Source organism: Streptomyces mesophilus, assembly GCF_040300965.1.
GTDB classification, from domain to species: Bacteria; Actinomycetota; Actinomycetes; order Streptomycetales; family Streptomycetaceae; genus Streptomyces; species Streptomyces mesophilus_A.
The window spans coordinates 17,154-40,300 of sequence record NZ_JBEPEW010000039.1; the positions used below are offsets into that span (position 1 = coordinate 17,154).

The following is a 23,147-nucleotide window of genomic DNA, read 5'->3' on the forward strand; positions in this document are numbered from 1 at the left end:
GCGCGGCGGACTCGACCAGCCGGGATGGTCACGGAGCGTGCCGGACCCGACCGGCGCGGATGTCAACGGAGCGTGCCGGACCAGCCCGGCGCGGATGTCAACGGAGTGCACCGGCGCCCGCTGCCGCGGCCCCGGCCGGCGGGAATTGCGTTGCGGTACGCGGCCGCCGCCAGCTATACGTCAAGATCATGGACGTCTCCCTCATCCCCGCGCTGCCCGACACCGCGACCGCCGCGGCCGAAGTCACCACCGCGCTCAAGTCCCTTGCCGCGATGGACTTCACCCTGCCGCAGGACGGCGCGCCCGTAGATCTGCCCGGACTCGGCGCCCCCGGAGTCTGGGTCGCGGCGGCCGGTGCGTGCGACCCGGCGGACGGGGTGATCGTGTACGCGCACGGCGGCAGCTTCACCAGCCGTATGCCGGAGCTGATCGCGCTCTACGCGCACCGCCTCTCCTCGGTGACCGCCCGCCCGGTCTTCGTCTCGCACTACCGGCTGGCCCCCGCTGACCCGTATCCGGCGCCCCTCGACGACGTGGTCGGGGCCTACGAGGGACTGCTCGCCGCGGGCGTCCCGGCCGAACGCGTCACGCTGCTCGGCGAATCCTCCGGCGGCGCGCTGGTCCTCTCGGCGCTCCTGCGCCTGAAGTCGGCCGGCCGGCAGCTACCGGCCGCCGCGATCACCATCTCGCCCCTCACGGACTTCACCCTCTCCGGCGCATCGATCGACGCGGCCGGCGAACAAGGCGTGGACCGCGCTCTGTTGACCCGCATCACGGACCAGTACCTCGCGGGTGCCGCACGCGACGAAGCCCCTCAATCCCCGTACCACGGAGAACTCTCCGATCTTCCGCCGCTCTTGATGCTGGCCGGCGGCGCGGAGGCCTTCCTCGACGACACGCTCCGCTTCGCCGAGGCGGCATCGACGGCGGGTACGAAAGTGTCGGTGGACGTGTACGAGGCCCTCACGCACGCGTTCCAGATCACGGCCCTGACTCCGGAGAGCCCCACGGGGGAGCGGCTGTTGGCCCGTCTGGCCTCGTGGATCGACGACCGTACGGCCATCTGATGGGCACGTCCCGCCGTTTCGTCGCCCGTGGCGTCCCGGGCGGTTACCGCATCTGGAACCGCCGCCCGGGCTGCTGGTGGGGCGAGGTGTACGAGACCTGCCCGGACGACCTCCTCACCGAGCTGAACGGCCCCCGGGACCCGGTCCGGCTGGTGGAACTGCAGCGCAGATACCGGGCGTTGAAGCGCTGAGCAGGGAGTGGCGCGGCCGGCGCCGACGTCCGGCGGGCCGGTGCCGCGCCCCCTGGACACGCCCGCCCGCATCCGGCACGGTCGGGAACGCCCGCATCCGGCATGGTCGGGAATCTGAGCGAAGGGGGCCAACCTGTGGCCGAGCAGCCCGATTTCCGTGGCAGCGCGCTGGTGGTGCGCGGTACGTCGACGGTGTACGACGTCAGCCGGGGAAGCGCGGACGTCCGGAGCGGCATGCGATGCACCGCCCGTACCCGCTTCCAGATCGCGTCGGTGAGCAAGCAGTTCACGGCCGCGGCGGTCATGCTGCTCGTCGAACGCGGCGCGGTCGCGCTGGACGACGATGTGAGCCGCTGGATCGGCGACTGCCCGCCGGGCTGGCGCGGGATCACCGTGCACCACCTGCTGGCGCACACCTCGGGACTGGGGCACTGGGAGGACTTTCCCGAGCTCGACCTGACCGTGTGGCTGCCGCCCGACGAACTGCTGAAGCTGTTCAAGGAGTCCGCGCCGAAGTTCCCGCCCGGTTCAGGCTGGTACTACAGTAGCCCCGCGTACGTCCTGCTCGCCGACCTCGTCGAACGGGTGGGAGGCGAGCCCTACCGGGAGTTCCTCACCCGGCAGATCTTCGAACCGCTCGGCCTGCACGACACGTTCGCGGGCGCGCCGGGCGACCGGTCCGAGGTGGCGGCGGGGCATGCGGGAGGCGCCGTGACACCGTCGTTCGAGCTGGATGTGGTCGGCATGGGCGCCGGCGACATCTGGTCCACCACCGGGGACCTGCTCCGCTGGGACCGGGCCCTGGCCGCGGGCGCCCTCCTCGGTGACGAGTCCCGGCGCCTGATGTTCACATCCCACGCGACGACGGGCCTCAGGGAGCTGGACGGGTACGGCTACGGCTGGCAGCTCGGCAGGATCGCCGGCCAGCCGGTGCGCTGCCACAGCGGTGACAACGCCGGATTCAAATCCTTCAACGCCTGGTTCCCGGAGCTCTCCGCCTACGTACTCGTCCTGACCAACGACGACGAACTCAACCCTGCCGAGCTGACCACCCACCTGACCCGAACCCACCTCATCGACACCTGACGAAGGCCGGGTTCCGGTCCGCCACCTCTCCCAACTGCTCTGGCCGACAAGGGGGATTGCCTCTAGGGTCGCCGGACGGTGAGCCGCCGTGGGGGACGGGGGCGACGGCTCGCGGGCGAGGGGGTGTGAGGTGACGCGTGCGCCGCGGGTGTTCCGCCTCGTCGCGATGCTCGTACTGCTCGTCGCGACGGTCGCCATGGCCGGGTGCAGCGACCGGACCGAGCAACCGGCCGCCGGACCGTCGGCCCAGGCATCCGACGACGGGGTCGTCGTCCGCCTCGTCGCGGACGGGGTGGCGGTTCCGGGGGGCCCGCCGCTCGCCCTGCGGGCCTCCGTCGAAGGCCTGAGCGCCTCCGGGGCCGCTCGGCACAACCTGGTGATCTACGGCGAGGCCGCCCATCATCTGGAGGTCCGTGAGAAGGGCGTCTGGCGGGTGTACGGGTTCGGCTGGACCGCCGAGAAGAGCGACGCCGGGAGCTACGCCGCCGTCGTGCCGCTGCTGCCCCACGCCGAGCAACTCGCCCGCATCGATATCCGCCTGTACACCGCCGACCAGCTGTACGGGTCCGCGGCCACCCGCAAGCACCTGGCGCGGGGAGAGCTCACCGCGATGGTCGACCGTCTGGGCCACGGGGAGGACCCGCCTCTCGTTCCGGGAGGGGAGGCAGCCCGGTTGCGGGTACCCGTCGACCCCTCGCACGTGGAGATCCAGGGGACACCGGAGCCGATCATCGCCGTCCCGGGCGGCCCACCGGCGGACTGGGCCCTGACGATGCACAACGCGGAGGGCGACCGTACACGCTCGGGCCTGCGCATCGACTTCTCCCTGTCCGCGTTCGAGCCGCGTGACGGCGGTCCGCGGCCGCAGTTGCGCTGGTGGATCGATCGCGGCAGTGGCTGGGAGGAGCTGACGGGCCGGCGCCGCGCACAGTCGGACACCTTCTCGCTCGAGCCGGGCGAGGCGAGGACGGTCAGGCTGCGCGTCGCGCTGCCGCCCGACATCGGCCCACCGGCCCATGCCGACGGTCCTTCTGCCTCACTGCTCTCGACCTTCAGCGCCCCTTGGTGGCCCACCGGCGAGGACTTCCCCGACGGGTTCACCATGGACAACCTCAACACCCTCGTGAGCGGCGCGCCTTAGCCACCCTCACGTCGCGGTGACGTGCCGGCCTACCCCGGGAGTGCCCGGACGGCTATCACTGCTGAGGAGTGTCCCGCGAAGGGTTCCTGCGGGCGGCCTCGATCAGCAACGCGGCTGCCAGGCAGGCCGCTCCAGCAACCATGGAGCCGTAGAAGACCCCTTCGAAGAGCACGCCGTTCGCGCCCTCAACCCTGCCGTCCGCATGCGTGCACGACTTCTCGAAGGGGAAGTCGGCCGTGTGCACCTTGTCGCAGTGATTCTGCAGGTCCTCGGCAAGCACACGCGCATTGATCCAGGACAGCGCGTACAGCAGGAAGAAGATCCCGGCGAAGGCGCAAACAGCACCCCACAACCGGTTCAGTCGGGCATCACGTATACCGGTGCTCGTCACGCGGCGGAGCGTACCGGGGGTCATCTCCGGTTGCGTCCGTGAGCGGCTCCGACAGGTTGTGCCACGCGTGCCCGCATCCCCCGGCGCAGTACAGCGTCCGCCTGCGGGTGTCGGCAATGGTGAAGAGGGCGATGAGCAGGCGGAAGGACTTGGTGAGTTCGTAGGCCGGAAGTGCTTCCATCCCGAAGCGCCACTTCGTGAGCATCACCGCCGGCGTGTGAGTCGGGCGGATCCCGGACCGCGCGATGCTCTCGGGCACGTCCTCCTTGCATGCTCTGGCCTGTCCGCAGAACTGCACCAGCGCGTGCAGGGCCTTGCGCCGCTCATCCTCTGAGAGGCCCTCGAACCACGCAACGCCCTCGGCCACGGGCCTGAGCCCTTGCGCCAGTTCGTTCAGGATCACCTCGTGTGCGTACAACACCGTTCTCCACCCCCATGGTTGAGCTCAACGGCACGCAAACGGCGGCCGGAGACGAAGCTACTGCTGCTCCCACTGCTCCTTGGTGATCTCGTACCGGACGCCTCCGTGCTCGGAGCCCTCGACCGGCTCCATGTCCTCGGGCGTGGGGATCGTGGCCGCGAGCGTCATCCCGAGCTTCTCCATGATGTGGCGCGAACCGCGGTTCACGGTCATCGTCTCGGCCCAGACCTTACGCATACCGAGCTCCGTGAACGCCTTGCCCAGCAAGGCCCGTGAGCCCTCGGTGCCGTAACCCCTGCCCCAAGCCGCCTGCCGCAGCCGGTAGCCGAGCTCGACCTCGTCCAGCGGGCCCTCCGCCTCGGGGCGCAGGATGAACCAGCCGATGAACGCGCCGCCGTTCTTCTCATACGCGGCGAACAACCCGAGCTCGCCGCCCCACTTCTCGTATCCGGCGAGGATCCTCGGCAGGTGCTGCTCGCGGATGACCTCCGGCGCGGTCGGCACACCGCCGCTCAGGTACCGCATCACCGCAGGATCGCTGTCCAGCTCGATCAGCAGCTCCGCGTCCTCGGCAGTGAAGCGGCGCAGGGACAGACGCTCGGTCTCAAGGTAGGCATCCACGCGTGGATCATCCCTGAACCGGCCCGCCCGCCCCAGCGGTTTTCGCCAGCGGACGGCTGGTCGTGCCCGACCCGTGAGGCGAGCGACTTGGACGGCGCCCACGCTCCCTCTTCCGTTTCCATCACCGAGCGGGCAGGTCATCCCGCCGCCGAGGCTGTCAGCTCCTCTGATCCGAGCCTGATCAGCCGACGACCACGCCAGGGACCAGGGCGGCCAGACCGGAGATGAAGCTGCCCACACCTGCCAGCGTGATGACGGTTGCCTTTCCGTCGGAGAACAGGCCGGAGCAAAATGCGCGCAGTTGGCGGCGCACCAACAGCATCTTCAGTTTCTGCCAACGGTGTTGCCGATAATGGCAGCCCATCAGGACCCCAGAGGCGTTGTTGCGGCAACCGTCTGCGTGGCCGCGTACAGGTGCGCCACACGAGACTGGGGCCTGGAAGGACGACCACAAGAGCACTGCAGCCGAGAGCGTGAGGACTACCGCTGGACCGGCGGACGCATTGATCCACGCCGCAATCAGCAGGGCGCCGGCAAGGACACCCCACCACTGACCCAACCCACCGAACAGCTTGCTTTTCGCCCTCGAGGCAGCCATGCCTGAATGTTGGCGATTCGCCCAGTTGATCGGGGTTTTTCGCAGGTGGATTGACCGAAAGCACCCTACGAACGGCTGGCCGCCAACCACGGTGTGGTGTCGGACTTTCCTTGTGGGGCAGGTGCTCCTCGCCCCCCGCGTGTCCCTGAGCGCATCGAGCTGAGTTGCGTCACCCGAGGGACCGTGGCACAACGGGTGACGGAACTGCCTGGTCTCTATGTGTCCGAGAGGTACGGGCACCATCCGTCGGCCAACCCAGCCGAATTCCTGTTCGCTACCCCGATCGGGCACGACAGTTGCTCAGCCCGGGGCCTCCGAGGACGCGACAGCCCTCGCCGCGTGCACCTCACGCCGTACCGGTTCGAGTACCCCGTCCTCGTCCTCGGGCACGGTGACGGGCGCCGGTGACGGGGCGGCCGGCCCGCGCAGGGTGTTCGCCAGCTCGTCGAGTTGCCGGGCGAGTTCCCCGGCGTCGGCGGGTGGCGGCCAGGGCGCTCCGTGCCGCATCCGGATGCGGGCGGCGGTGGTCGCGTCCACGACCCGCTCGACCGCGACGACCAGAGGCCACCACGCGGCTGCCCGGGTCCCCATCGGCGGTGGTTCGGACAGGGCCCGCTGGAACTCGGTGCGTACGTCGGACAAATCGAGGTAGAGCTGCCGTCGCATACGGGCGCGAGCGGCCCGGTCCGGGGCGCCGGGTGCGTCGGGATCGAGGAAGGCGCACTCGAGGTAGCGGGCGGCGTTGCTCACGGTGTCGGCGAGTCGGTCGCCGACACGGGTGTTCCAGCTCTCCGGCCACAGCAGGTAGCCGGCGACCAGCGCGATCCCGCAGCCCATGAGGGTGTCGTACAGGCGCGGGGCGATCAGGTGGGTGCCCTGGTGGTTGATGACATCGGACATCAGCAGGATCACCGGTGTGACGGCCGCGTTCTGGTAGCCGTAACCGCGCGGGGCGAGGGCGGGGATGAGGGGCGCGAGCAGCGCCATGGCCACGACGTCCCACCAGCCGCGCGGCACCTGGGACAGGACGACCGCCGCAATGAGCAGACCGGCGGCGATACCGACGGCGCGCAGGACGGCCCGGGAGAAGACCGAACCGAAGTCCGGTTTCATCACGAAGGTGACGGCCAGCGCCACCCAGTAGGAGCGTGGCACCTCGATGAGGGAGGTCAGGGTCTGGGCGAGGCCGATGCACAGGGCCAGGCGCAGTCCGTAGCGCCAGGAGGCACGCGAGAACAGGACGACACGGGTGGCGCGGTGGACGCGTTCGCGCAGGGTGCCCGGGCGCCCGAGCCGATCGTCGACCACCTCCGGGTCGGTGTCCGCGAGGGTCTCGGTGGCGTGGCGCAGGGCATCGTCGAGGGCGCGTGCGGCCGGGCCGTCCGGCGTGGGCAGGTGCAGGGCGAGCGGGCCGGTGAAGCCGCGGTCGATGGCGTACGCACTGCGGCGGGCACCGGCCGGCCACCCGGGCGGGGAGTGGCGAGAGCCAGAGCGCAGGCGAGGTATACGCCCCAGTATGTGACGGTTGCCCGAGGGGTGCTTGCCGCGTGTTGAGCGGAGCCGCGCAACGACTTCGCTCTAGAGGTCAGCGGTTCAGCCGTCCGCTTTGGCCACACCGATCGGGCACGAGACTCCCGTCCCCCCGATCCCGCAGTACCCACCCGGATTCTTGTCCAGGTACTGCTGGTGGTACCCCTCCGCCGGGTAGAACGGGCGGTCGGACGCCGGCAGGATCTCGGTGGTGATCGTGCCGTAGCCCGAGCCCGTGAGGACCTTCTGGTAGGCCTCGCGGGATGACTCGGCCGCCTCCGCCTGCGCGTCCGAATGCGTGTGGATCGCGGAGCGGTACTGGGTGCCGACGTCGTTGCCCTGGCGGAAACCCTGGGTCGGGTTGTGGTTCTCCCAGAAGACCTTGAGGAGGTCGGCGTACGAGACCACCGCCGGGTCGAAGACCACGCGGACGACCTCCGTGTGGCCCGTACGGCCCGAGCAGACCTCGTCGTACGTGGGGTGCGGGGTGTAGCCGCCCTGGTAGCCGACCAGAGTGGTCCGGACTCCCGGGGTCTGCCAGAACTTTCGTTCCGCGCCCCAGAAACAGCCCAGCGCGAAGTCGGCGGTCTCCAGGCCGTCCGGGTACGGGCCGAGCAGCGGGGTGCCGAGGACGGTGTGCTGCTCGGGCACGCTGTACGACGGCTCCGGGCGGCCGCGGAGGGCTTCCTCCGGGGTGGGGAGCTGGGGGATGCGGCCGAAGATCATGTGATTCCTCCCGTACGGGGCCGGGGCCCTGAGGTCGACGGCACCGTCCGGACGGGCCGCTCTGTCGGTGGAACGCCTGCGCCGGGGGAGGGATTCCGCACGCCCGCCCCCGTCAGCGTTCGGTAAGGATTCCGGTCGGTGCTCCTGTCGGTGATTTCCCGTCAGTGCGGCAGCGTCGCCGGATTGCCGCCGTTCGCCTCGTACCCCGCGACCGCCATCGCCCGGAACACCGCGTAGGCGGCCGCCGGATCCTCCGACTGCGTCCACGGCAGGGCGCCCACATGCCCGTCCACGGCGACGATCTGCTGCATCGCCTCGCCCCAGCGCTCGGAGCGTACGAGGAAGAAGACGAGCAGGTGGCGGGCGTGCGAGGCCATCGGGTCGTCAGGCCGTGCGGACTGCACGGCGAACTGGGCGCCCTCGATCGCGTGCCGCACCACTTCGCTCTGCCAGAAGCTGTTGACCGTCTGCACCTCGGGGAGGTGGTCGTAGACCGCGAAGAGGGGGAGTGCGGCGAGCAGTGAGCCCTGCGGGGCGCGGGCGGCCGCGGCCTCGGCGAACTCGTAGGACTGCTCGCGCGAACCGTGCCACTTCTCGGTCGAGTAGTGCAGCGCCGCGAGGTGCGCGCCCATGTGCTGCGGCGCACGGTCCAGGATCTTCAGCCACAGCTGGTCGAACTCGGGCCGCTGGTAACCGAGTCCGCGCGCGACGGCGAGTTCGATGATGTACGGAACGGGGTCGCCGGGGGCGAGCAGCGCGGCCTCGGCGCAGGCCGCCTTGGCCTCCTCCAGGATGATCCGGTGCTCGTCGCTGCCGGGCACGGCGGTGCGGAAGGCCTGCTGTACGAGGAACTCGGCGTGCACGGCCGCACCCCCCGCGTCCTTGGGCGCCTCGGCCCGCCACACCCGCAGCCACTGTCCGCCGGGCGCCTCGCTGACCCCGCCCGGCCGCTGCGCGAGCTCGAGCGAGGCCGCGCCCGCGAAGGCCTGGACGCGCTGCCAGCGCAGCTCACCCTCCGCCGGGGTGCCGGCGAGCAGCTGCGACGCGGCCTTCCAGCTCTGGGTGCCCTGGACCACGTCGAGGACGTCGAGCAGGTCCTGGTCCGGGCCCGGCATCCGGATGTCCAGCTCCTCCTGCAGGGCGAAGCCGTAGTTCGCCGGGTCCGCGGCGTCGGGGGCGCCGGGCGAGGTCAGGCGGATGCCGCCACGGCTGCGGCGCAGGAAGGGGCTCAGTGCGGCGCCGAGCATGAGCAGTGCCATCAGGACCCAGAGAATCTCCATGCGTCCAGGGTTCCATAACGGTGGGGGCAGGTGGCGGGTGGGCGGCCACCGCAGGTCAGGCCGGTGCGCATGAGCGGGCCGGCCAGGCTTCACCCAGCGGTCAGCCCAGCCTCACAAGTCGCCCCATAGCCTCCCGTTCCACCCGCGCCACCTCGTCCAGCCTCGCCCCCGCCTCCTCCAGAGCGCCCTTGCCGATCAGCTCCGCGATCGCGGTCCATAGCTCCGCCGCCTCCGCGTACAGCGCGTGCCCCGCCCGTAGATCCGGGCTGTCGGCCAGCGTGGACGCCTCCGCGAGGAAGTCGCGGTACAGGTTGCGGAACAGCGCACCGCCCGTGCCCGCGCGTTCCATCAGGAGGGCCGCCTGCGGCAGATCGCGGCCAGGATCGGCGGAGCGGGAGAGCCAGCCGGGGACGAGCTTCGCGGCCTTCGCGATACCCCGGTGGCCGAGGTTCGCGATCGGCGGGTTCAGGAAGGCCGTCGCGCAGGCGGTGATCGCCGGGGCGAGACCGTCCCGTACGTCCTGTTCGGACACGCCGCCCGAAGGCACCCGCACCGTGAACGAGCGCGCCTTCGCCGTCATCGGCCCCTTCGCCGCCCGCGCCTGGGCGAGCGAGTCCAGTGAGGTGGTCACGGCGCCGCCCTGAGGTGCGGTGTCGACCAGATACGCGCGCTCCTCGTCGTATCCGTACATCGCGACGACATGCCCGCCGAAGTGCACCTTCGAGGTGAAGTAAGCCAGGTGGTAGCTGTCGAGCTGGAGCCCGACGGGGTGGCCGGCGTCGAGGGCCTCCGTCACGTTCGACCAGGCTCTGCGCGGCGAGGACGTCTCCCGTACGTCGAGTGCGAGGCCCAGCGTCGCGGCCAGGTTGCGGGTGAGCTCGAAGGGCTTGACCCGGCCGCCGAGGAAGGGGAAGTCCAGGTACTTCGCGTCCCAGTAGATGAAGGAGAGCCCCGAGCCGAGCCCGAACAGCATCGGCTCGGACAGTTCGAGGCCCTCGTGGCGCAGCAGCACCCCCAGCGCCGTCGTCTCGCAGTGCTGTCCGCCCCGGGTGTCGATCCCGCCCACCTTCACGCCGTCCGCCCCCTGTCCCTGCCCGGCTCCCTGTCCTTGCCCGGCTCCCTGTTCTCGCCCGTCCCGCCGTCCCTGCCCAGCTTCCTGTCCTTGCCCCGCTGCCCGTCCTCGCCCGCCTCCACGGCCACGACAAGCCGCGTCCGGTACTCCTCCACCGCCACCTCGTCCCCCGGCCCCACCAGATACGCCTCCCGCACCGGCCCCCGCGCCGTCAGCCCCCGCTCCTGCACCGCGGCGAACAACGCGTGGTACGCGAGCGGCAGTTCGGCATACGCCCCGGTGTGCAGCACCGACAGCACCGCCCCACCGGGCAGCACCTCGACATCGAGCCCCGCACCCCTGAGCCCCGCACCCCTGAGCCTCGCAGGCCCGAGCCCCGCACCGTGCAGCCCTGCATCGCTCAGCCCTGCATCGCTCAGCCCCGCACCCTCGAGCCCCCCACCACCCACCCCCGCAACCTCCGCCCCCACAGCCAGTGCCACCCGCTCCTCCAGATCCAGCGGATACAGCCCCCACAGCGGAGGCGTCCACCCGGCGCCGGCCGCCCCCAGCACCCCCACAAGCCGCCCGACGCACTCTCCGACCGCCTTCCCCACGTCCGCCGACGCGCACGTGGCCCGCACCACGGCGAGCCGGCGCGCGGGCTCCTGCGCCAGGGTCACCTCGTACGAAGGAAGGCCCTCGGCCACCCGCGTCAGCATCCGCAGCCGTCCCTGATCGCGGCGGATCCGGGCGGCGAGCCGGTCGCGTTCGGAGCGGAGGATCTTCGCGCGCACATCCGGCTCCGCGGTCGTCAGGGTCTCGCCGATCACCGCGAGCGGCAGGTCGAGTTCCCGCAGGAGCGCGATGGTCAGGGCGTCGCGTGCCTGGTCGGCCGCGTAGTAGCGGTAACCGGTGGCGGGGTCGACCCGTACGGGCGCGAGCAGGCCGATCTCGTCGTAGTGCCGCAGCTGTTTGACGCTGAGCCGGCACAGCCGGGCGAAGCGTCCGATGGTGAGCAGTTCCTCGTGCACGCCCTCATCGTGGACTCTCCCACCGGGGGAGAGTCCAGGCCGCGCCGCAGGCGGAAACCACACCGCCCCGCAGCGGAACCCGCACCGCCGCGCAGGCGAAAACCGCACCGCCCCGCAGCGGAAACCACACCGCCCCGCCAGCGGAACCCGCACCGCCCCGCACCCGGCGCCCCGCCGGACTACCCTCGGCCCCATGAGCGACGAGCACAACACCCCCGGCGCGGCCCGGAGTTTCGAGACCCTGGCCATCCACGCGGGCAACACCGCCGATCCTCTGACGGGCGCGGTCGTCCCCCCGATCTACCAGGTCTCCACGTACAAGCAGGACGGCGTCGGCGGTCTGCGCGGCGGCTACGAGTACAGCCGCAGCGCCAACCCGACCCGTACGGCCCTCGAGGAGAACCTCGCCGCCCTCGAAGGCGGCACCCGCGGACTCGCCTTCGCCTCGGGCCTGGCCGCCGAGGACTGCCTCCTGCGCACCCTGCTCGCCCCCGGCGACCACGTGGTGATCCCCAACGACGCGTACGGCGGCACCTTCCGCCTGTTCGCCAAGGTCGTCTCGCGGTGGGGCGTGGAGTTCTCGGTCGCCGATACAAGTGACCCCGCGTCGGTCCGCGCGGCCCTCACCGACCGTACGAAGGTGATCTGGGTCGAGACGCCCTCGAACCCCCTGCTCGGCATCACCGACATCGCCGCGCTCGCCGACCTCGCCCGCACCGCCGGCGCCAAGCTGGTCGTCGACAACACCTTCGCGAGCCCGTACCTCCAGCAGCCGCTGGCCCTCGGCGCCGATGTCATCGTGCACTCGACGACCAAGTACATGGGCGGACACTCGGACGTGGTCGGCGGTGCGCTGATCACCAACGACCCGGCGCTGGGCGAGGAGTTGGCGTATCACCAGAACGCGATGGGCGCGGTGGCGGGCCCGTTCGACGCCTGGCTGGTGCTGCGCGGCATCAAGACCCTGGCCGTCCGCATGGACCGGCACAGCGAGAACGCGACGAAGATCGCCGAGATGCTCACCCGGCACCCGCGCGTCACCCAGGTCCTCTACCCGGGCCTGCCCGAGCACCCCGGGCACGAGGTCGCGGCCAAGCAGATGAGGGCCTTCGGCGGCATGATCTCGTTCCGCGTCGAAGGCGGCGAGCAGGCGGCCGTCGACGTGTGCGACAAGGCGAAGCTCTTCACGCTCGGTGAATCCCTCGGCGGCGTCGAGTCGTTGATCGAGCACCCGGGCCGGATGACCCACGCCTCGGTGGCGGGTTCGGCCCTGGAGGTGCCGGCCGACCTCGTACGGCTCTCGGTGGGCATCGAGTCGGCCGACGATCTGCTCGCGGATCTGCGCCAGGCGCTCGGGGACTGAGCACCCAGGTGGGCGGCCCCGCAAGGCCGCCCACCGCACGGGTCGGCGTCGCAGGCGGCACCGTCGCGAGCGTCACCACCCCTGCAGCGGCGGTGTCACCTCGGACGGCGGCGGTACGAACGGATCGGCCACCGCGACCCACACCATGAACGCCAGGAAGCCGAGCACCGCCCCCCACCACATGAGCCGCCGCACGACCATCCGCTGCCGCAGCAGCCGGGACCCGCGGCGCACCACGTCGTCGTACAACTCGGCGGGGACCGCGGGCGCGCCTGTGGTGTCGAGCAGCCGGCGGACCTCGTTCTCCTTACGGTCGGACACGCTCGACCCCCCGTACGGTCTGGGTACTCGTGAGCCGCAGCGCCCCCGACTCCCCGGCGAGCACGATGGACGTCGCCCGGAAGTACAGCGTCCGCACCCGCTCCATCGGCAGCCCGAGCAGGGCCGCGGTCTGCTCCTCGGCGACGCTTTCGTGGACCCGCAGGACGAGCACCAGACGTTCCTGCGGCGAGAGCATCCCGAGGACTCCGCCCCGGCCTTCGCGCAGCCGCCAGCTCATCATCAGGAAGCGGTACGCGAGTTGCTGCCGCGCATAGGTGTACGGGTCCTCGCCGTGCAGCCGGTCCCAGGCCGCGTACGTCCGCGCGAGCGCGGCGGTCAGCAGGCGCCGGGCACGCGGGTTGTCCTCGGCCGGCTCGGCGGTCAGCAGCGTCGCGGCATGCAGCAGCCGTCCGGCCGCGCCCGCGACGAAGGACTCGAAATCCCGGGCCCGGCGGACGAGTTGGACCGTCTGCCGCTCACGCACCGCGCCTCCTGGAACCTCATCACAGGAGGTCCTGGTCTCATATCAGGCCAGTACGGGGTCCCCGGTCAAGAGGCCGGAAGGTACCTGACGGTCACGATGCGGGCGGGATGTCCTCCGACGTCGCTCCCTGTCCCATCCGTGCGGACAGCGCGTCATTGAAGCGCGTGAGGAGCGTGCAGAAGTCCTCGCGCTCCTTCGGCGCCCAGTCGGAGGTCAGCTGGGCCATCAGCTCACGCCGCGAGGCCCGTACCTCTTCGAGGCGGGACTGGCCGCGCGGGGAGAGCGCGAGCACCACCGCACGCCCGTCCTCGGGGTGCGAGGTGCGCTTGACCATCCCGGACTCCACGAGCGGGGCGACCTGCCGGGTCACCGTCGAGGAGTCGATGCCCATGGCCGCGGCGAGCGCCTTGACGCCCATCGGGCCTTCGTTGTCCAGGCGGTTCAGCAGCAGATACGCGGCGCGGTCCATGGAGTTGCGCAGCTGCCCGACCCCGCCGAGCCGGGTCTGCTCGGCACGGCGGGCGAAGACGGCCACCTCGTGCTGCAGATGATCGAGAAGGACGCTCTTCTCGGCGCTTTTCCCACCTGAGGGGTGGTCGGTCGTCATGTCCGGGGTTGTGGGCATGGCCGGGGCTCACTTCATGGTTGGTCGGCGGATTGGGGGACAGGGTACGCGGCCCGGGCCCATGTCGTACCAGCGCTGCGTAAACCCATGGCCGTACGTTCCCCGCCCAGGCCACGAGTGCCCCGGACTGCCAGACTCGATGTCATGAACTACCGCACCGGTGACTCCTTGCATCTCTCCGCTCCCCGCCATCCGGTCACGCTCGACGATGTGCGGGGAGCGCAGAAGATGCTCATCGGCGTCTCCCGCGTCACTGCCATGGAGGGCAGCCGGCACCTGACCGAACTGGTCGGCTCCCCGGTCCACTTGAAGTGCGAGAACCTGCAGCGCACCGGTTCGTTCAAGCTGCGCGGCGCCTACGTGCGGATCGCCGGCCTGATCGCCGAGGAGCGCGCGGCCGGGGTGGTCGCCGCCAGCGCGGGCAACCACGCCCAGGGCGTCGCCCTCGCCTCCTCGCTCCTGGGAGTGCGCTCGACCGTCTTCATGCCGCAGGGCGCCCCGCTGCCGAAGGTCGCGGCGACGCGGGAGTACGGAGCCGAAGTACGTCTGCACGGACAGGTGGTGGACGAGACCCTGGCCGCGGCGCAGGATTACGCACGCGCAACGGGGGCCGTGTTCATCCACCCCTTCGACCACGCCGACATCATCGCCGGGCAGGGCACCCTCGGCCTGGAGATCCTCGAACAGTGCCCCGAGGTGCGCACGATCCTCGTGGGGGTCGGCGGAGGAGGTCTCGCCGCGGGGGTCGCGGTCGCGGTCAAGGCGCTTCGGCCCGACGTCCGCGTGATCGGCGTCCAGGCGGCGGGCGCGGCCGCGTATCCGCCCTCGCTCGCGCTCGGCCACCCCGTGGCCCTGGAGCACCCGGCCACGATGGCGGACGGGATCAAGGTGGGCCGCCCGGGAGACGTCCCCTTCAAAATCGTTGGCGATCTGGTGGACGAGGTCCGTACGGTCTCCGAGGACGCGCTCTCGAGCGCGCTCCTGCTGTGCCTGGAACGCGCGAAGCTGGTCGTCGAACCGGCCGGCGCGGCACCGGTCGCGGCTCTGCTGAGCGCACCGGAGCAGTTCACGGGTCCGGTGGTCGCGGTCCTGTCGGGCGGCAACGTCGACCCGCTGCTCCTGCAGCGGATCCTGCGCCACGGCATGGCGGCGGCCGGCCGCTATCTGTCCCTGCGGCTGCGCCTTGCGGACCGGCCCGGCGCGCTGGCCTCGCTGCTCGCGGCGTTGTCAGTGCTCGATGCCAATGTGGTCGACGTGAGTCATGTACGGACCGACCCCCGGCTCGGGCTCACGGAGGTGGAGGTCGAACTGCACCTGGAGACCAAGGGGCCGCAGCACTGCGCGGAGGTGGCCGCCTCGCTGCGCGAGGCCGGGTACACCGTGATCGCCTGAGGCTTCCCCGCAAAGGGGCTGCGGGACGCGATGTATCGCGTTATGGTGTGTCCGCTCGGGCGCCCGTCCCGGAGGGCTGCCCGCGTGCCACTTCGCCCGCCCGCGCGCGCAACAACTCGGGCAAACCTAAGATTTCTGTAAAAGATCACCCAAACACTGGGAGAACCCACATGCCAGGCGCCATCTACGCCGAGGGGCTGGTCAAGCACTTCGGCGATGTAAAGGCTCTGGACGGCGTCGATCTCGATGTCCCCGAAGGCACCGTCCTCGGCCTGCTCGGACCGAACGGTGCGGGCAAGACCACCGCGGTCCGCTGCCTGACGACGCTGCTCACGCCCGACAGCGGCAAGGCCGTCGTGGCAGGCATCGACGTCGTCAAGAATCCCAACGAAGTACGGCGCTCGATCGGCCTGTCCGGTCAGTTCGCCGCCGTCGACGAGTACTTGACGGGCCGTGAGAACCTGCAGATGGTCGGCCAGCTCTACCAGATGAACAAGCGGGACGCGAAGGCGCGGGCCGCCGAGCTCCTCGAGCAGTTCAACCTCACGGACGCGGCCGACCGCCCCTCCAAGACCTACTCCGGCGGAATGCGCCGCCGTCTCGACCTCGCCGCGGCCCTGGTCGTGTCCCCGCCGGTGATGTTCATGGACGAGCCGACCACCGGTCTGGACCCGACCAACCGCCAGGCCCTGTGGGAGGTCATCAAGCAGCTGGTCGACGGCGGTACGACCCTGCTGCTGACCACGCAGTACCTGGAAGAGGCCGACCACCTCGCCCACGACATCTGCGTGATCGACCACGGGCGCGTGATCGCCCGCGGCACCTCGGACCAGCTCAAGGCCCAGACCGGCGGTGAGCGCGTCGAGGTCGTGGTGCACGAGCGCGACCACATCGCCGTCGCCCAGGAAGTGCTGCGCGGCTTCGCGAAGACCGAGACCGGTCACACCGTCGACGACCACACCCGCAAGCTCACCGTCCCGGTGACCGGCGGCGCCAAGCTGCTCGCCGAGGTCATCCGCGAGCTCGACGCCCGCGGCATCGAGATCGACGACATCGGTCTGCGCCGCCCGACCCTCGACGACGTGTTCATCTCGCTGACCGGCCACAAGGCCGAGCTCGAGGAGGAGACGGACACCGAGGGCGAAGACCCCAAGGCGGCGAAGGCCGCGAAGAAGGCCAAGAAGGAGGCCGACCAGTGAGTGCCGTGACCGACACCGTCAAGGGCGGAGGCCCGGTGGCCGGCGGCGGCCTCAGCGGGTCCGTCCGGGACTCCCTGGTCGTCGCCAAGCGCAACCTGATCCGGATGGCGCGGATCCCCGAGATGATCCTGTTCGGGATCATCCAGCCGGTGATGTTCGTGGTCTTGTTCACGTACGTCTTCGGCGGCTCGATCGCCATCCCTGGCGCCGGCGTCAGCGCCGATGCCTACAAGGAATTCCTGATGGCCGGCATCTTCGCCCAGACCGTCACCTTCGCCACGGCGGGTGCGGGCGCGGGCATCGCCGACGACATGCACAAGGGCCTGATCGACCGCTTCCGGTCGCTGCCCATGGCCCGCGGCGCCGTGCTGACCGGCCGCACCCTGGCCGACTCGGTGCAGACCGCCATCACGCTGCTCGTGCTCGCGATCGTCGCGCTGCTCGTCGGCTGGCGCACCCACGAGAACATCGGCTCGGTGCTCTTCGGCTTCGTGCTGCTGCTCCTGCTCGGGTACGCGTTCTCCTGGATCGGCGCCCTGATCGGCCTCTCGGTCCGTACCCCGGAGGCCGCGACCTCCGGCGGTCTGATCTGGTTGTTCCCGCTGACGTTCATCTCGAATGCGTTCGTGCCGGTCAACGGCATGCCCTCGTTCCTGCAGCACGTCGCCGAGTGGAACCCGTTCAGCGCCACCGTCGCCGCTGCCCGCCAGCTCTTCGGCAACACGATCGAGGGAGTCCCGAAGTCCGTGACCGGCGCCTGGCCGATGGAGCACCCGATCTGGGCCTCCATCATCTGGTCCGTGCTGATCATCCTGGTCTTCCGCACCCTCGCCGTCCGCAAGTACCGCAACGCGTCCGCCTGACCGGCCCGTGCGCACGACGAAGCCCCCGGCCAACGGCCGGGGGCTTCGTCGTGTGTGTGCGGAGGTCAGCCCGTGTAGGGCTTCGCCTCGAGGATCCTCACGGAGGCCTTCTTGCCGTTCGGCAGCTCGTACTCCGCGTCCTCGCCGATCTTCTTGCCGTTCACGCCCGAACCGAGCGGCGACTGCGGCGAGTACGTGTCGATCTCCGCCGAGGCGTACTCACGCGAGGCCAGCAGGAAGGTGAGGGTGTCGTCCTCGTCGCCGTCGAAGGCGATCTTCACGACCATGCCCGGCTCCACGACGCCGTCGTCCGCGGGCGCCTCGCCCACCTTGGCGTTCTCAAGGAGCTGGGTCAGCTGGCGCACGCGGAGCTCCTGCTTGCCCTGCTCCTCCTTGGCCGCGTGGTACCCGCCGTTCTCCCGCAGGTCGCCCTCTTCGCGCGCAAGGGCGATCTTCGTCGCGATCTCGGTGCGTGCGGGACCAGACAGATACTCCAGCTCGGCCTTGAGCTGGTTGTACGCCTCCTGGGTCAGCCAGGTGACGTTGTCGCTGGTCTGGGTCACAGGTGCTCCTCGTAGGTACTGGGAATACAAAGCATCGCCCTACCCCGAAGAATGTTCCTTCTTGGGTGGGCGAAACCACGAGCCTAACAATTCAGGCGGAAAAGGGGGAGGACGTAACGCGGAGATCTGCGTTCGCGCAGGTCAGCGCTGGGTGCAGGAGACCAGCTCGGCGGCGGTGGCCTTTTCTGTCGTCCGCAGCGTGAAAACCTTCGTGACCTGCTCGGTCCGCTGTGCGAAAACGACGTCCTTGCGGCCCACTTCGGCGCCGCTCTCGGCGAGCGCCCGCACGGTGCAGACCCCGTCCGTGGCGGCGTCCTTCTGGACGTCGAGCTTGACCTCGACCTCGTCCGCGGAGACCACCTTGGAGGCGATGAGTTCGCCGCTGAAGGCGTTCTTGCCGGAGATGTAGTCGTAGCCGAACCAGCCGACGATCCCGAGGAGCAGCACCCCGAGCACCGCACCGATGACCTTGAGCCTGCGGTCGGCGCGCTCATCCGACGAGGTCCCGTAACGGGCCTCGGGGAGCGTCTGCGGTGCCGCACTCATGATCGTCCTCTTCCGGAAGGGCCGGGGTGGGGCCGGGGAATTATCCCGCGCCGGTTTCCGTCACTATAGAAGCCGCCCGATGTGACTGATGACCGAGGACCCGCCTTGACTGAGCAGCTGCGACTGATGGCCGTGCACGCCCACCCCGACGACGAGTCGAGCAAGGGCGCGGCCACCATGGCCAAGTACGTGTCCGAGGGGGTGGACGTCCTTGTGGTGACCTGCACGGGCGGCGAGCGTGGCTCCATCCTGAACCCGAAGCTCCAGGGCGACGCGTACATCGAGGCGAACATCCACGAGGTGCGCCGCAAGGAGATGGACGAGGCGCGCGAGATCCTCGGCGTGAAGCAGGAGTGGCTCGGCTTTGTCGACTCCGGGCTGCCCGAGGGCGACCCGCTGCCTCCCCTCCCCGAAGGCTGCTTCGCCCTGGAGGACGTGGACAAGGCGGCCGGCGAACTGGTCCGCAAGATCCGCGCGTTCCGCCCGCAGGTCATCACCACGTACGACGAGAACGGCGGGTATCCGCACCCCGACCACATCATGACCCACAAGATCACGATGGTGGCGTTCGAGGGCGCGGCGGACACCGAGAAGTACCCGGAGTCCGAGTACGGCGAGGCGTACCAGCCGCTGAAGGTCTACTACAACCAGGGCTTCAACAAGCCGCGCACGATCGCCCTGCACGAGGCGCTCCTGGCCCGCGGCCTCGAATCCCCGTACGGCGAGTGGCTGGAGCGCTGGAAGGAGTTCGAGCGCGCCGAGCGGACGCTGACGACGCACGTGCCGTGCGCGGACTTCTTCGAGATCCGCGACAAGGCCCTGATCGCGCACGCCACGCAGATCGACCCCGACGGCGGCTGGTTCCGCGTGCCCATGGAGATCCAGAAGGAGGTCTGGCCCACGGAGGAGTACGAGCTCGCCAAGTCGCTCGTCGACGTTTCGCTCCCCGAGTCCGACCTCTTCGCGGGCGTACGCGACAATGCCTGACATGAGCGCGAATCTGGCACAAGCGGTCCTGCTCGCGAAGGAGCTGGACGAGGACAAGGTGACCCCGGGTGTCCTGGGCTTCATCGTCTTCGCCGCCCTCGCGGTGGGCGTCTGGTTCCTGATGAAGTCGATGAACCGCCACATGGGCAGGGTCTCCTTCGAGGAAGCCCCGGACCCGAAGGCGCCCCCGGCCCCGTCCCCGTCGGGCGAGGCCCCCAAGGCCTGACCGAGTCGGCAGGGGGACCATTCGTCCAGCCCATTCCCGTACGAAACGGGCATCGTGCTGAACGAATGGTCCCCCTGTCCCTCAAACGGCCACACCCACCCCCATGACCTCCCGCGCATGGCGCCCGGGGACCATGCCCAGGCGCCAGGCCTGCCAGCCCGCCTCGAGGTCTATATCGCGTTCCAGCATCAGGGCGTACGCCGACAGGTACTCGCCCAGTTTCCCGTCCCGTGTCGGATGGTCGGCCCCCGTCAGCTGGAGCACCTCCTCGTGGGCCACCGCCGCGCCGACCTCCGAGCCGCCAGGTGACGCGTACGGCAGGAGAGTGCAGCGCAGGAAGCGGGCCCAGTCCTCGCCGCGCCGGTCGCCGTACGAGGCGAAGAGCGAGGCGGCCGTGTCGCAGAGCTCGAGGGCCTGGGCCGAACGGTTGTTGCCCGCGTCCACGACCGCGAGCTCCAGACACGTCCAGGCCTCCCCGTGCGCCACCCCGATCCGGTGGAAGTCGGCGCGGGCATCCGCGAGCAGCTGGCGCGCGAATCCGGAGTTGCGCAGCGAACCCGTGCGCGCCGCGCCCTGGTCGCGGGTCACACGGCCCGAGTGGTGCCGCGCGCAGGCGAGCCCGTAGACGTCCCGCATCCGCGAGAACATCGTGCGCGCCCGCTCCAGCTCCCGTACCGACTGATCGAGATCTCCGCGCTCCTCGAGCGCCTGCCCGAGGTAGTACAGGGTCCACGCCTGGCCGCGCGCGTCCTCGTTGTCCCGGTGGCGCGAGATCGCCTGCCGCAGACCGTCCACGGCCGGTGAGATGTCCCCGTCGACCAGGCGCGCCCGTGCGAGCTGGGTGAGCGCCCAGGCTTCGCCGCGGGCGTCGCGGGTCTGCCCGTACAGGTCGAGGGCGGTGGTCAACTCGCCCTCCGCGCGCGGGACTTCACCCATCCGCAGATACACCTGACCCAGCTGGAAGTGAGCCCAGGCCTGCCCGTGCACGGACTCGCCGGCCTGGTGGAGCGCGAGCGCCTGGTCCAGGAGGCGGAGGGCCTCCGCGATCTGGGCGCGGTCGCGTTCCACGGCGGCGAGGGCGTGCAGCGTCCACGCCCGGTCCGCGTCCAGGGACGGTGAGGCCTGAAGGTCGAGGGCCTCGCGCAGCTTCGCCGCCGCCTCCGCGAGCTGGCCCTGGTGGTGCAGCGTGATGCCGAGCGAGCACAGGGCCCGGGCCGCGCCCGCCTCGTGGTGCGCCTCGAAGTACAGGTCGACGACGGAGGCCAGGGTGGTGCGCGCCTTGTCCAGTTCGCCGAGCTGCCGGGCCGCGATACCCGTACGCCACTGCACCGAGCGTCCGAGCAGCCCTTGGTCGACCGCGGCCGTCAACTCGCTGATCTCGCCCAGGCGGTAGAGGTCGCCGCGCAGCAGGCAGTAGTCGCACAGCGCGCCGAGCAGATTCAGTACGGCCTGCTGGTCGACGCCCTCCGCGTGCCGCAGCGCCGCCGTGATGAACGACGACTCCTCGTCCAGCCACCGCAGCGCCGCATCCAGGGAGGTGAACCCGTGCGGCCCGAACTGCCCGGCCCGCGTGGACGTCTTGCCGTCGACGAGGCGGATCACCGAGTCGGCGAGCTCGGCGTAGTTGGCGATCAGCCGCTCCTGCGCGGCCGTGCGCTCGGCCGGCTCCTCCTCGTCCATCAGACGGGCCTGCGCGAAGGCCCGTACGAGATCGTGCAGCCGGTAGCGGCTGCCGCGCACGTGGTCGATCAGGCCGGCGCGGGCGAGCGCCGTCAGATGGCGGGACGCCTCCGGCTCGTCGGTCGCGAGCAGCGCCGCCGCCGCGGCCGCCCCGAGCGAGGCCCGCCCGGCGAGCGCGAGCCGGCGCAGCAGGCGCCGGCCCGTCTCGCCCTGGTCGGTGTACCGCAGCCACAGGACCCGCTCGACGGCTTCCACGGGACCGTACGCGTCGAGGTCCGCGGCCAGCTGGCGCGGCGTCCGCGGCCCCAGCGAGGACCCGGCGATCCGCAGCGCCAGCGGAAGACCGCCGCACAACTCCCGGATGCTGTCGGCCGCTTGGGAGTCGTACGGGCCGCTCGCGTCCTCGGCCGCCGCCTTGAGCAGCTCCTCCGAGCCGCCCGCGTCCAGGGCCTCCACCGGCAGCTGATGCACCCACGCCGGGGTGTCCGCGCCCAGTTCCAGCGGCTTGCGGGCCGTGACGAGGACCAGCGAGTCCGAGCGCTCGGGGATCAGCGTGCGCACCTGCTCCGCATCGCTCGCGTCATCCAGTACGACGGTGACCGGCAGCCCCGTCAGATGCTGGTGGTACAGCTCGCTGAGACGCCTCAACTGCTGGTCGGGCGAGGACCGTTCACGGAACAGGAGCTGCTCGCGCGGCGCACCGAGCCGGTTCAGCAGATGCAGCAGGGCGTCGCGGGTCGTGCGCGGCGGCTCCGTCGTACTGTCCCCGCGCAGATCGACCACGCATGCCCCGCGGAACTGGTCCCGCAGATCGTGCGCCGCGTGCACGGCCAGCGTCGACCGTCCGGAGCCCGGCGCCCCGTACAGGACCACCACGGTCGGCTTGGTCTCCGTCGAGGCCCGCGCCGCGTGCACCCACTGCGCGATCCGCCCGAGCTCCTGCCGCCGCCCCGCGAACGGGCCGTCGGGCGCCGGGAGTTGGGCGAACGAGGACTCCAGGACGCTGCGGCGCCGGGCCGCCTGGCTCTTGTCCCGCGGCAGCAGCGAAGTGGCGGCTTTCTTCTTGGCCTCGGCCCTCGAGCCGCGCCCCGCGACCACCCGCTGCTGATCGATGTACGGCCGGATCCCCCGTACCTCCAGAGCGGTCAGCCACTGCAGCCGCAGCTGCTCCGGGCCGCCGGGCTGATTCCGCGCCCCGGCCGCCTGGTGCGCGGCGGGCATATGGCCGGCCGTGATCTTCGCGACGGTCGCGGCGGCACCGACCACGGCCACGATCGCCCCCGCGCCCACGGCCGTCCCGGCCCCGGTACCGAGGGCGAGATCCGCGACGGCGGCCGCGACGGCGGCGACCACCGTGACGAACAGGGGAGTCGCGCCCTCCTTGCCGAACCGGTCCCCGAAGGACTGCGCCCCGGCCTCCGCCTCGTCGAGGGCCTGCGTATACGCCGTGTACTCCTCCGCGGCACTCGCCGCCATCGCATCGAGCGCCGAACGCCCCCGGTTGAGCAGTACGTTCCCGTCGGTCCGCCCGCCGGAGCGGCGCACTTCCTCCTCGACCGCGCGCGCCAGCAGCCGCTCGGCCTCGGCCCGGTGGGCGTCCCGCATATCGCGTCCCCCTCGCAAACAATCCCGCGGCGCGCCCTCTCGCAGAGCGCGTCTCGCGGAGCCTGTGCTGATCGCCGTACCCAAGTGTCCTGCGGATGACGCGGGTTCGCGAGGGGCTCACGTGATACGTGGCCCGGCCGTGCGGCATACGGGGCG

At 70.9% G+C, this 23,147-nt stretch carries 25 protein-coding genes; 10 read left to right on the forward strand and 15 right to left on the reverse strand.

All coding sequences use genetic code 11. From position 1 onward, the window contains the following. The first annotated feature begins 188 nt into the window (after positions 1-188). The 4 genes from ABT367_RS16465 (at position 189) to ABT367_RS16480 (ending at position 3,485) form a co-directional block, all read left to right on the forward strand. On the forward strand, positions 189-1,067 hold the full coding sequence (locus ABT367_RS16465; protein WP_352253787.1) for an alpha/beta hydrolase: 879 nt from the start codon (positions 189-191) through the stop codon (positions 1,065-1,067). Then, positions 1,067-1,258, forward strand: a complete 192-nt coding sequence (locus ABT367_RS16470; RefSeq protein WP_352253788.1) for a hypothetical protein — start codon at positions 1,067-1,069, stop codon at positions 1,256-1,258. Before ABT367_RS16465 ends, ABT367_RS16470 begins: the two co-directional genes overlap by 1 nt. A gap of 135 nt (positions 1,259-1,393) precedes the next feature. Continuing rightward, positions 1,394-2,344, forward strand: coding sequence for a serine hydrolase domain-containing protein (locus ABT367_RS16475; protein ID WP_352253789.1), 951 nt, complete (start codon positions 1,394-1,396; stop codon positions 2,342-2,344). A gap of 130 nt (positions 2,345-2,474) precedes the next feature. After that, entirely contained in the window at positions 2,475-3,485 is a 1,011-nt protein-coding gene (locus tag ABT367_RS16480) for a hypothetical protein (RefSeq protein ID WP_352253790.1), read from the forward strand. 55 nt (positions 3,486-3,540) lie between these two features. On the opposite strand, the gene ABT367_RS16485 is transcribed toward ABT367_RS16480, so the two are convergent. The 9 genes from ABT367_RS16485 to ABT367_RS16525 form a co-directional block, all read right to left on the reverse strand. Continuing rightward, entirely contained in the window at positions 3,541-3,876 is a 336-nt protein-coding gene (locus tag ABT367_RS16485) for a hypothetical protein (protein ID WP_352253791.1), read from the reverse strand. Next, a complete protein-coding gene (locus ABT367_RS16490; RefSeq protein ID WP_352253792.1) occupies positions 3,854-4,279 on the reverse strand; it encodes a DUF5958 family protein in 426 nt (141 codons plus the stop codon). The genes ABT367_RS16485 and ABT367_RS16490 overlap by 23 nt, the downstream gene beginning before the upstream one ends. 75 nt (positions 4,280-4,354) lie before the next feature. Continuing rightward, on the reverse strand, positions 4,355-4,918 hold the full coding sequence (locus ABT367_RS16495; RefSeq protein WP_352253793.1) for a GNAT family N-acetyltransferase: 564 nt from the start codon (positions 4,916-4,918) through the stop codon (positions 4,355-4,357). 181 nt (positions 4,919-5,099) lie between these two features. After that, positions 5,100-5,516 carry a hypothetical protein gene (locus ABT367_RS16500; RefSeq protein WP_352253794.1) on the reverse strand — a complete coding sequence of 139 codons (417 nt, stop codon included), beginning with the start codon at positions 5,514-5,516 and terminating at the stop codon, positions 5,100-5,102. Positions 5,517-5,816: 300 nt separating this feature from the next. Further along, positions 5,817-6,824: an FUSC family protein gene (locus ABT367_RS16505; RefSeq protein ID WP_434975475.1), complete on the reverse strand. Its 1,008-nt coding sequence runs from the start codon at positions 6,822-6,824 to the stop codon at positions 5,817-5,819. Between the two features lie 285 nt (positions 6,825-7,109). Then, positions 7,110-7,772, reverse strand: coding sequence for a peptide-methionine (S)-S-oxide reductase MsrA (gene msrA, locus ABT367_RS16510; RefSeq protein WP_352253795.1), 663 nt, complete (start codon positions 7,770-7,772; stop codon positions 7,110-7,112). A gap of 161 nt (positions 7,773-7,933) precedes the next feature. Continuing rightward, a complete protein-coding gene (locus ABT367_RS16515; RefSeq protein ID WP_352253796.1) occupies positions 7,934-9,052 on the reverse strand; it encodes a hypothetical protein in 1,119 nt (372 codons plus the stop codon). 100 nt (positions 9,053-9,152) lie between these two features. After that, positions 9,153-10,124 (reverse strand): BtrH N-terminal domain-containing protein, encoded by a 972-nt coding sequence (locus ABT367_RS16520; RefSeq protein ID WP_352253797.1) that lies wholly within the window; start codon positions 10,122-10,124, stop codon positions 9,153-9,155. Next, positions 10,121-11,137: a MerR family transcriptional regulator gene (locus ABT367_RS16525; protein WP_352253798.1), complete on the reverse strand. Its 1,017-nt coding sequence runs from the start codon at positions 11,135-11,137 to the stop codon at positions 10,121-10,123. The genes ABT367_RS16520 and ABT367_RS16525 overlap by 4 nt, the downstream gene beginning before the upstream one ends. A 193-nt stretch (positions 11,138-11,330) precedes the next feature. On the opposite strand from ABT367_RS16525, the gene ABT367_RS16530 reads away from it, so the two are divergent. Further along, entirely contained in the window at positions 11,331-12,500 is a 1,170-nt protein-coding gene (locus tag ABT367_RS16530; RefSeq protein ID WP_352253799.1) for a cystathionine gamma-synthase, read from the forward strand. Positions 12,501-12,572: 72 nt separating this feature from the next. Here ABT367_RS16530 and ABT367_RS16535 read toward each other — a convergent pair whose 3' ends face one another. The 3 genes from ABT367_RS16535 to ABT367_RS16545 form a co-directional block, all read right to left on the reverse strand. Continuing rightward, entirely contained in the window at positions 12,573-12,821 is a 249-nt protein-coding gene (locus tag ABT367_RS16535; RefSeq protein WP_352253800.1) for a hypothetical protein, read from the reverse strand. Next, positions 12,808-13,305, reverse strand: a complete 498-nt coding sequence (locus ABT367_RS16540) for a sigma factor-like helix-turn-helix DNA-binding protein (protein WP_352253801.1) — start codon at positions 13,303-13,305, stop codon at positions 12,808-12,810. The genes ABT367_RS16535 and ABT367_RS16540 overlap by 14 nt, the downstream gene beginning before the upstream one ends. Before the next feature lie 91 nt (positions 13,306-13,396). Continuing rightward, on the reverse strand, positions 13,397-13,930 hold the full coding sequence (locus tag ABT367_RS16545; protein ID WP_165336581.1) for a MarR family winged helix-turn-helix transcriptional regulator: 534 nt from the start codon (positions 13,928-13,930) through the stop codon (positions 13,397-13,399). A 144-nt stretch (positions 13,931-14,074) separates the two neighbouring features. Here ABT367_RS16545 and ilvA point away from each other — a divergent pair, with 144 nt between their 5' ends. From ilvA to ABT367_RS16560, 3 genes are all read left to right on the forward strand, one after another. Then, on the forward strand, positions 14,075-15,322 hold the full coding sequence (ilvA, locus tag ABT367_RS16550; protein WP_352253802.1) for a threonine ammonia-lyase: 1,248 nt from the start codon (positions 14,075-14,077) through the stop codon (positions 15,320-15,322). A 170-nt stretch (positions 15,323-15,492) separates the two neighbouring features. After that, on the forward strand, positions 15,493-16,521 hold the full coding sequence (locus ABT367_RS16555; protein ID WP_352253803.1) for an ATP-binding cassette domain-containing protein: 1,029 nt from the start codon (positions 15,493-15,495) through the stop codon (positions 16,519-16,521). Continuing rightward, positions 16,518-17,384 carry an ABC transporter permease gene (locus ABT367_RS16560; RefSeq protein WP_352253804.1) on the forward strand — a complete coding sequence of 289 codons (867 nt, stop codon included), beginning with the start codon at positions 16,518-16,520 and terminating at the stop codon, positions 17,382-17,384. The genes ABT367_RS16555 and ABT367_RS16560 overlap by 4 nt, the downstream gene beginning before the upstream one ends. 65 nt (positions 17,385-17,449) lie before the next feature. On the opposite strand, the gene greA is transcribed toward ABT367_RS16560, so the two are convergent. Both greA and ABT367_RS16570 read right to left on the reverse strand, forming a co-directional pair. Further along, positions 17,450-17,947, reverse strand: a complete 498-nt coding sequence (greA, locus tag ABT367_RS16565; RefSeq protein WP_352253805.1) for a transcription elongation factor GreA — start codon at positions 17,945-17,947, stop codon at positions 17,450-17,452. A 141-nt stretch (positions 17,948-18,088) separates the two neighbouring features. Further along, complete coding sequence (locus ABT367_RS16570; RefSeq protein WP_352253806.1) at positions 18,089-18,493, reverse strand: DUF4307 domain-containing protein; 405 nt, start codon at positions 18,491-18,493, stop codon at positions 18,089-18,091. A gap of 105 nt (positions 18,494-18,598) precedes the next feature. Here ABT367_RS16570 and mca point away from each other — a divergent pair, with 105 nt between their 5' ends. Together mca and ABT367_RS16580 are read left to right on the forward strand one after the other, a co-directional pair. After that, the gene (gene mca, locus ABT367_RS16575) at positions 18,599-19,480 is read left to right on the forward strand and encodes a mycothiol conjugate amidase Mca (protein ID WP_352253807.1); all 882 of its coding nucleotides are present in this window, start codon (positions 18,599-18,601) and stop codon (positions 19,478-19,480) included. After that, complete coding sequence (locus ABT367_RS16580) at positions 19,473-19,706, forward strand: hypothetical protein (protein ID WP_352253808.1); 234 nt, start codon at positions 19,473-19,475, stop codon at positions 19,704-19,706. Before mca ends, ABT367_RS16580 begins: the two co-directional genes overlap by 8 nt. Before the next feature lie 81 nt (positions 19,707-19,787). On the opposite strand, the gene ABT367_RS16585 is transcribed toward ABT367_RS16580, so the two are convergent. Further along, positions 19,788-22,991 (reverse strand): tetratricopeptide repeat protein, encoded by a 3,204-nt coding sequence (locus tag ABT367_RS16585; protein WP_352253809.1) that lies wholly within the window; start codon positions 22,989-22,991, stop codon positions 19,788-19,790. Between the last annotated feature and the right edge of the window lie 156 nt (positions 22,992-23,147).

Excerpts from the sequence above, each read along its gene's own strand:
- ABT367_RS16465 (WP_352253787.1), top strand. The coding sequence starts at position 189 with ATGGACGTCTCCCTCATCCCCGCGCTGCCCGACACCGCGACCGCCGCG.
- ABT367_RS16470 (WP_352253788.1), top strand. The coding sequence starts at position 1,067 with ATGGGCACGTCCCGCCGTTTCGTCGCCCGTGGCGTCCCGGGCGGTTAC.
- ABT367_RS16500 (WP_352253794.1), bottom strand. The coding sequence starts at position 5,516 with ATGGCTGCCTCGAGGGCGAAAAGCAAGCTGTTCGGTGGGTTGGGTCAG.
- msrA (WP_352253795.1), bottom strand. The coding sequence starts at position 7,772 with ATGATCTTCGGCCGCATCCCCCAGCTCCCCACCCCGGAGGAAGCCCTC.
- ABT367_RS16515 (WP_352253796.1), bottom strand. The coding sequence starts at position 9,052 with ATGGAGATTCTCTGGGTCCTGATGGCACTGCTCATGCTCGGCGCCGCA.
- ABT367_RS16530 (WP_352253799.1), top strand. The coding sequence starts at position 11,331 with ATGAGCGACGAGCACAACACCCCCGGCGCGGCCCGGAGTTTCGAGACC.
- ABT367_RS16545 (WP_165336581.1), bottom strand. The coding sequence starts at position 13,930 with ATGCCCACAACCCCGGACATGACGACCGACCACCCCTCAGGTGGGAAA.
- ilvA (WP_352253802.1), top strand. The coding sequence starts at position 14,075 with ATGAACTACCGCACCGGTGACTCCTTGCATCTCTCCGCTCCCCGCCAT.
- ABT367_RS16555 (WP_352253803.1), top strand. The coding sequence starts at position 15,493 with ATGCCAGGCGCCATCTACGCCGAGGGGCTGGTCAAGCACTTCGGCGAT.
- ABT367_RS16570 (WP_352253806.1), bottom strand. The coding sequence starts at position 18,493 with ATGAGTGCGGCACCGCAGACGCTCCCCGAGGCCCGTTACGGGACCTCG.
- ABT367_RS16580 (WP_352253808.1), top strand. The coding sequence starts at position 19,473 with ATGCCTGACATGAGCGCGAATCTGGCACAAGCGGTCCTGCTCGCGAAG.
- ABT367_RS16585 (WP_352253809.1), bottom strand. The coding sequence starts at position 22,991 with ATGCGGGACGCCCACCGGGCCGAGGCCGAGCGGCTGCTGGCGCGCGCG.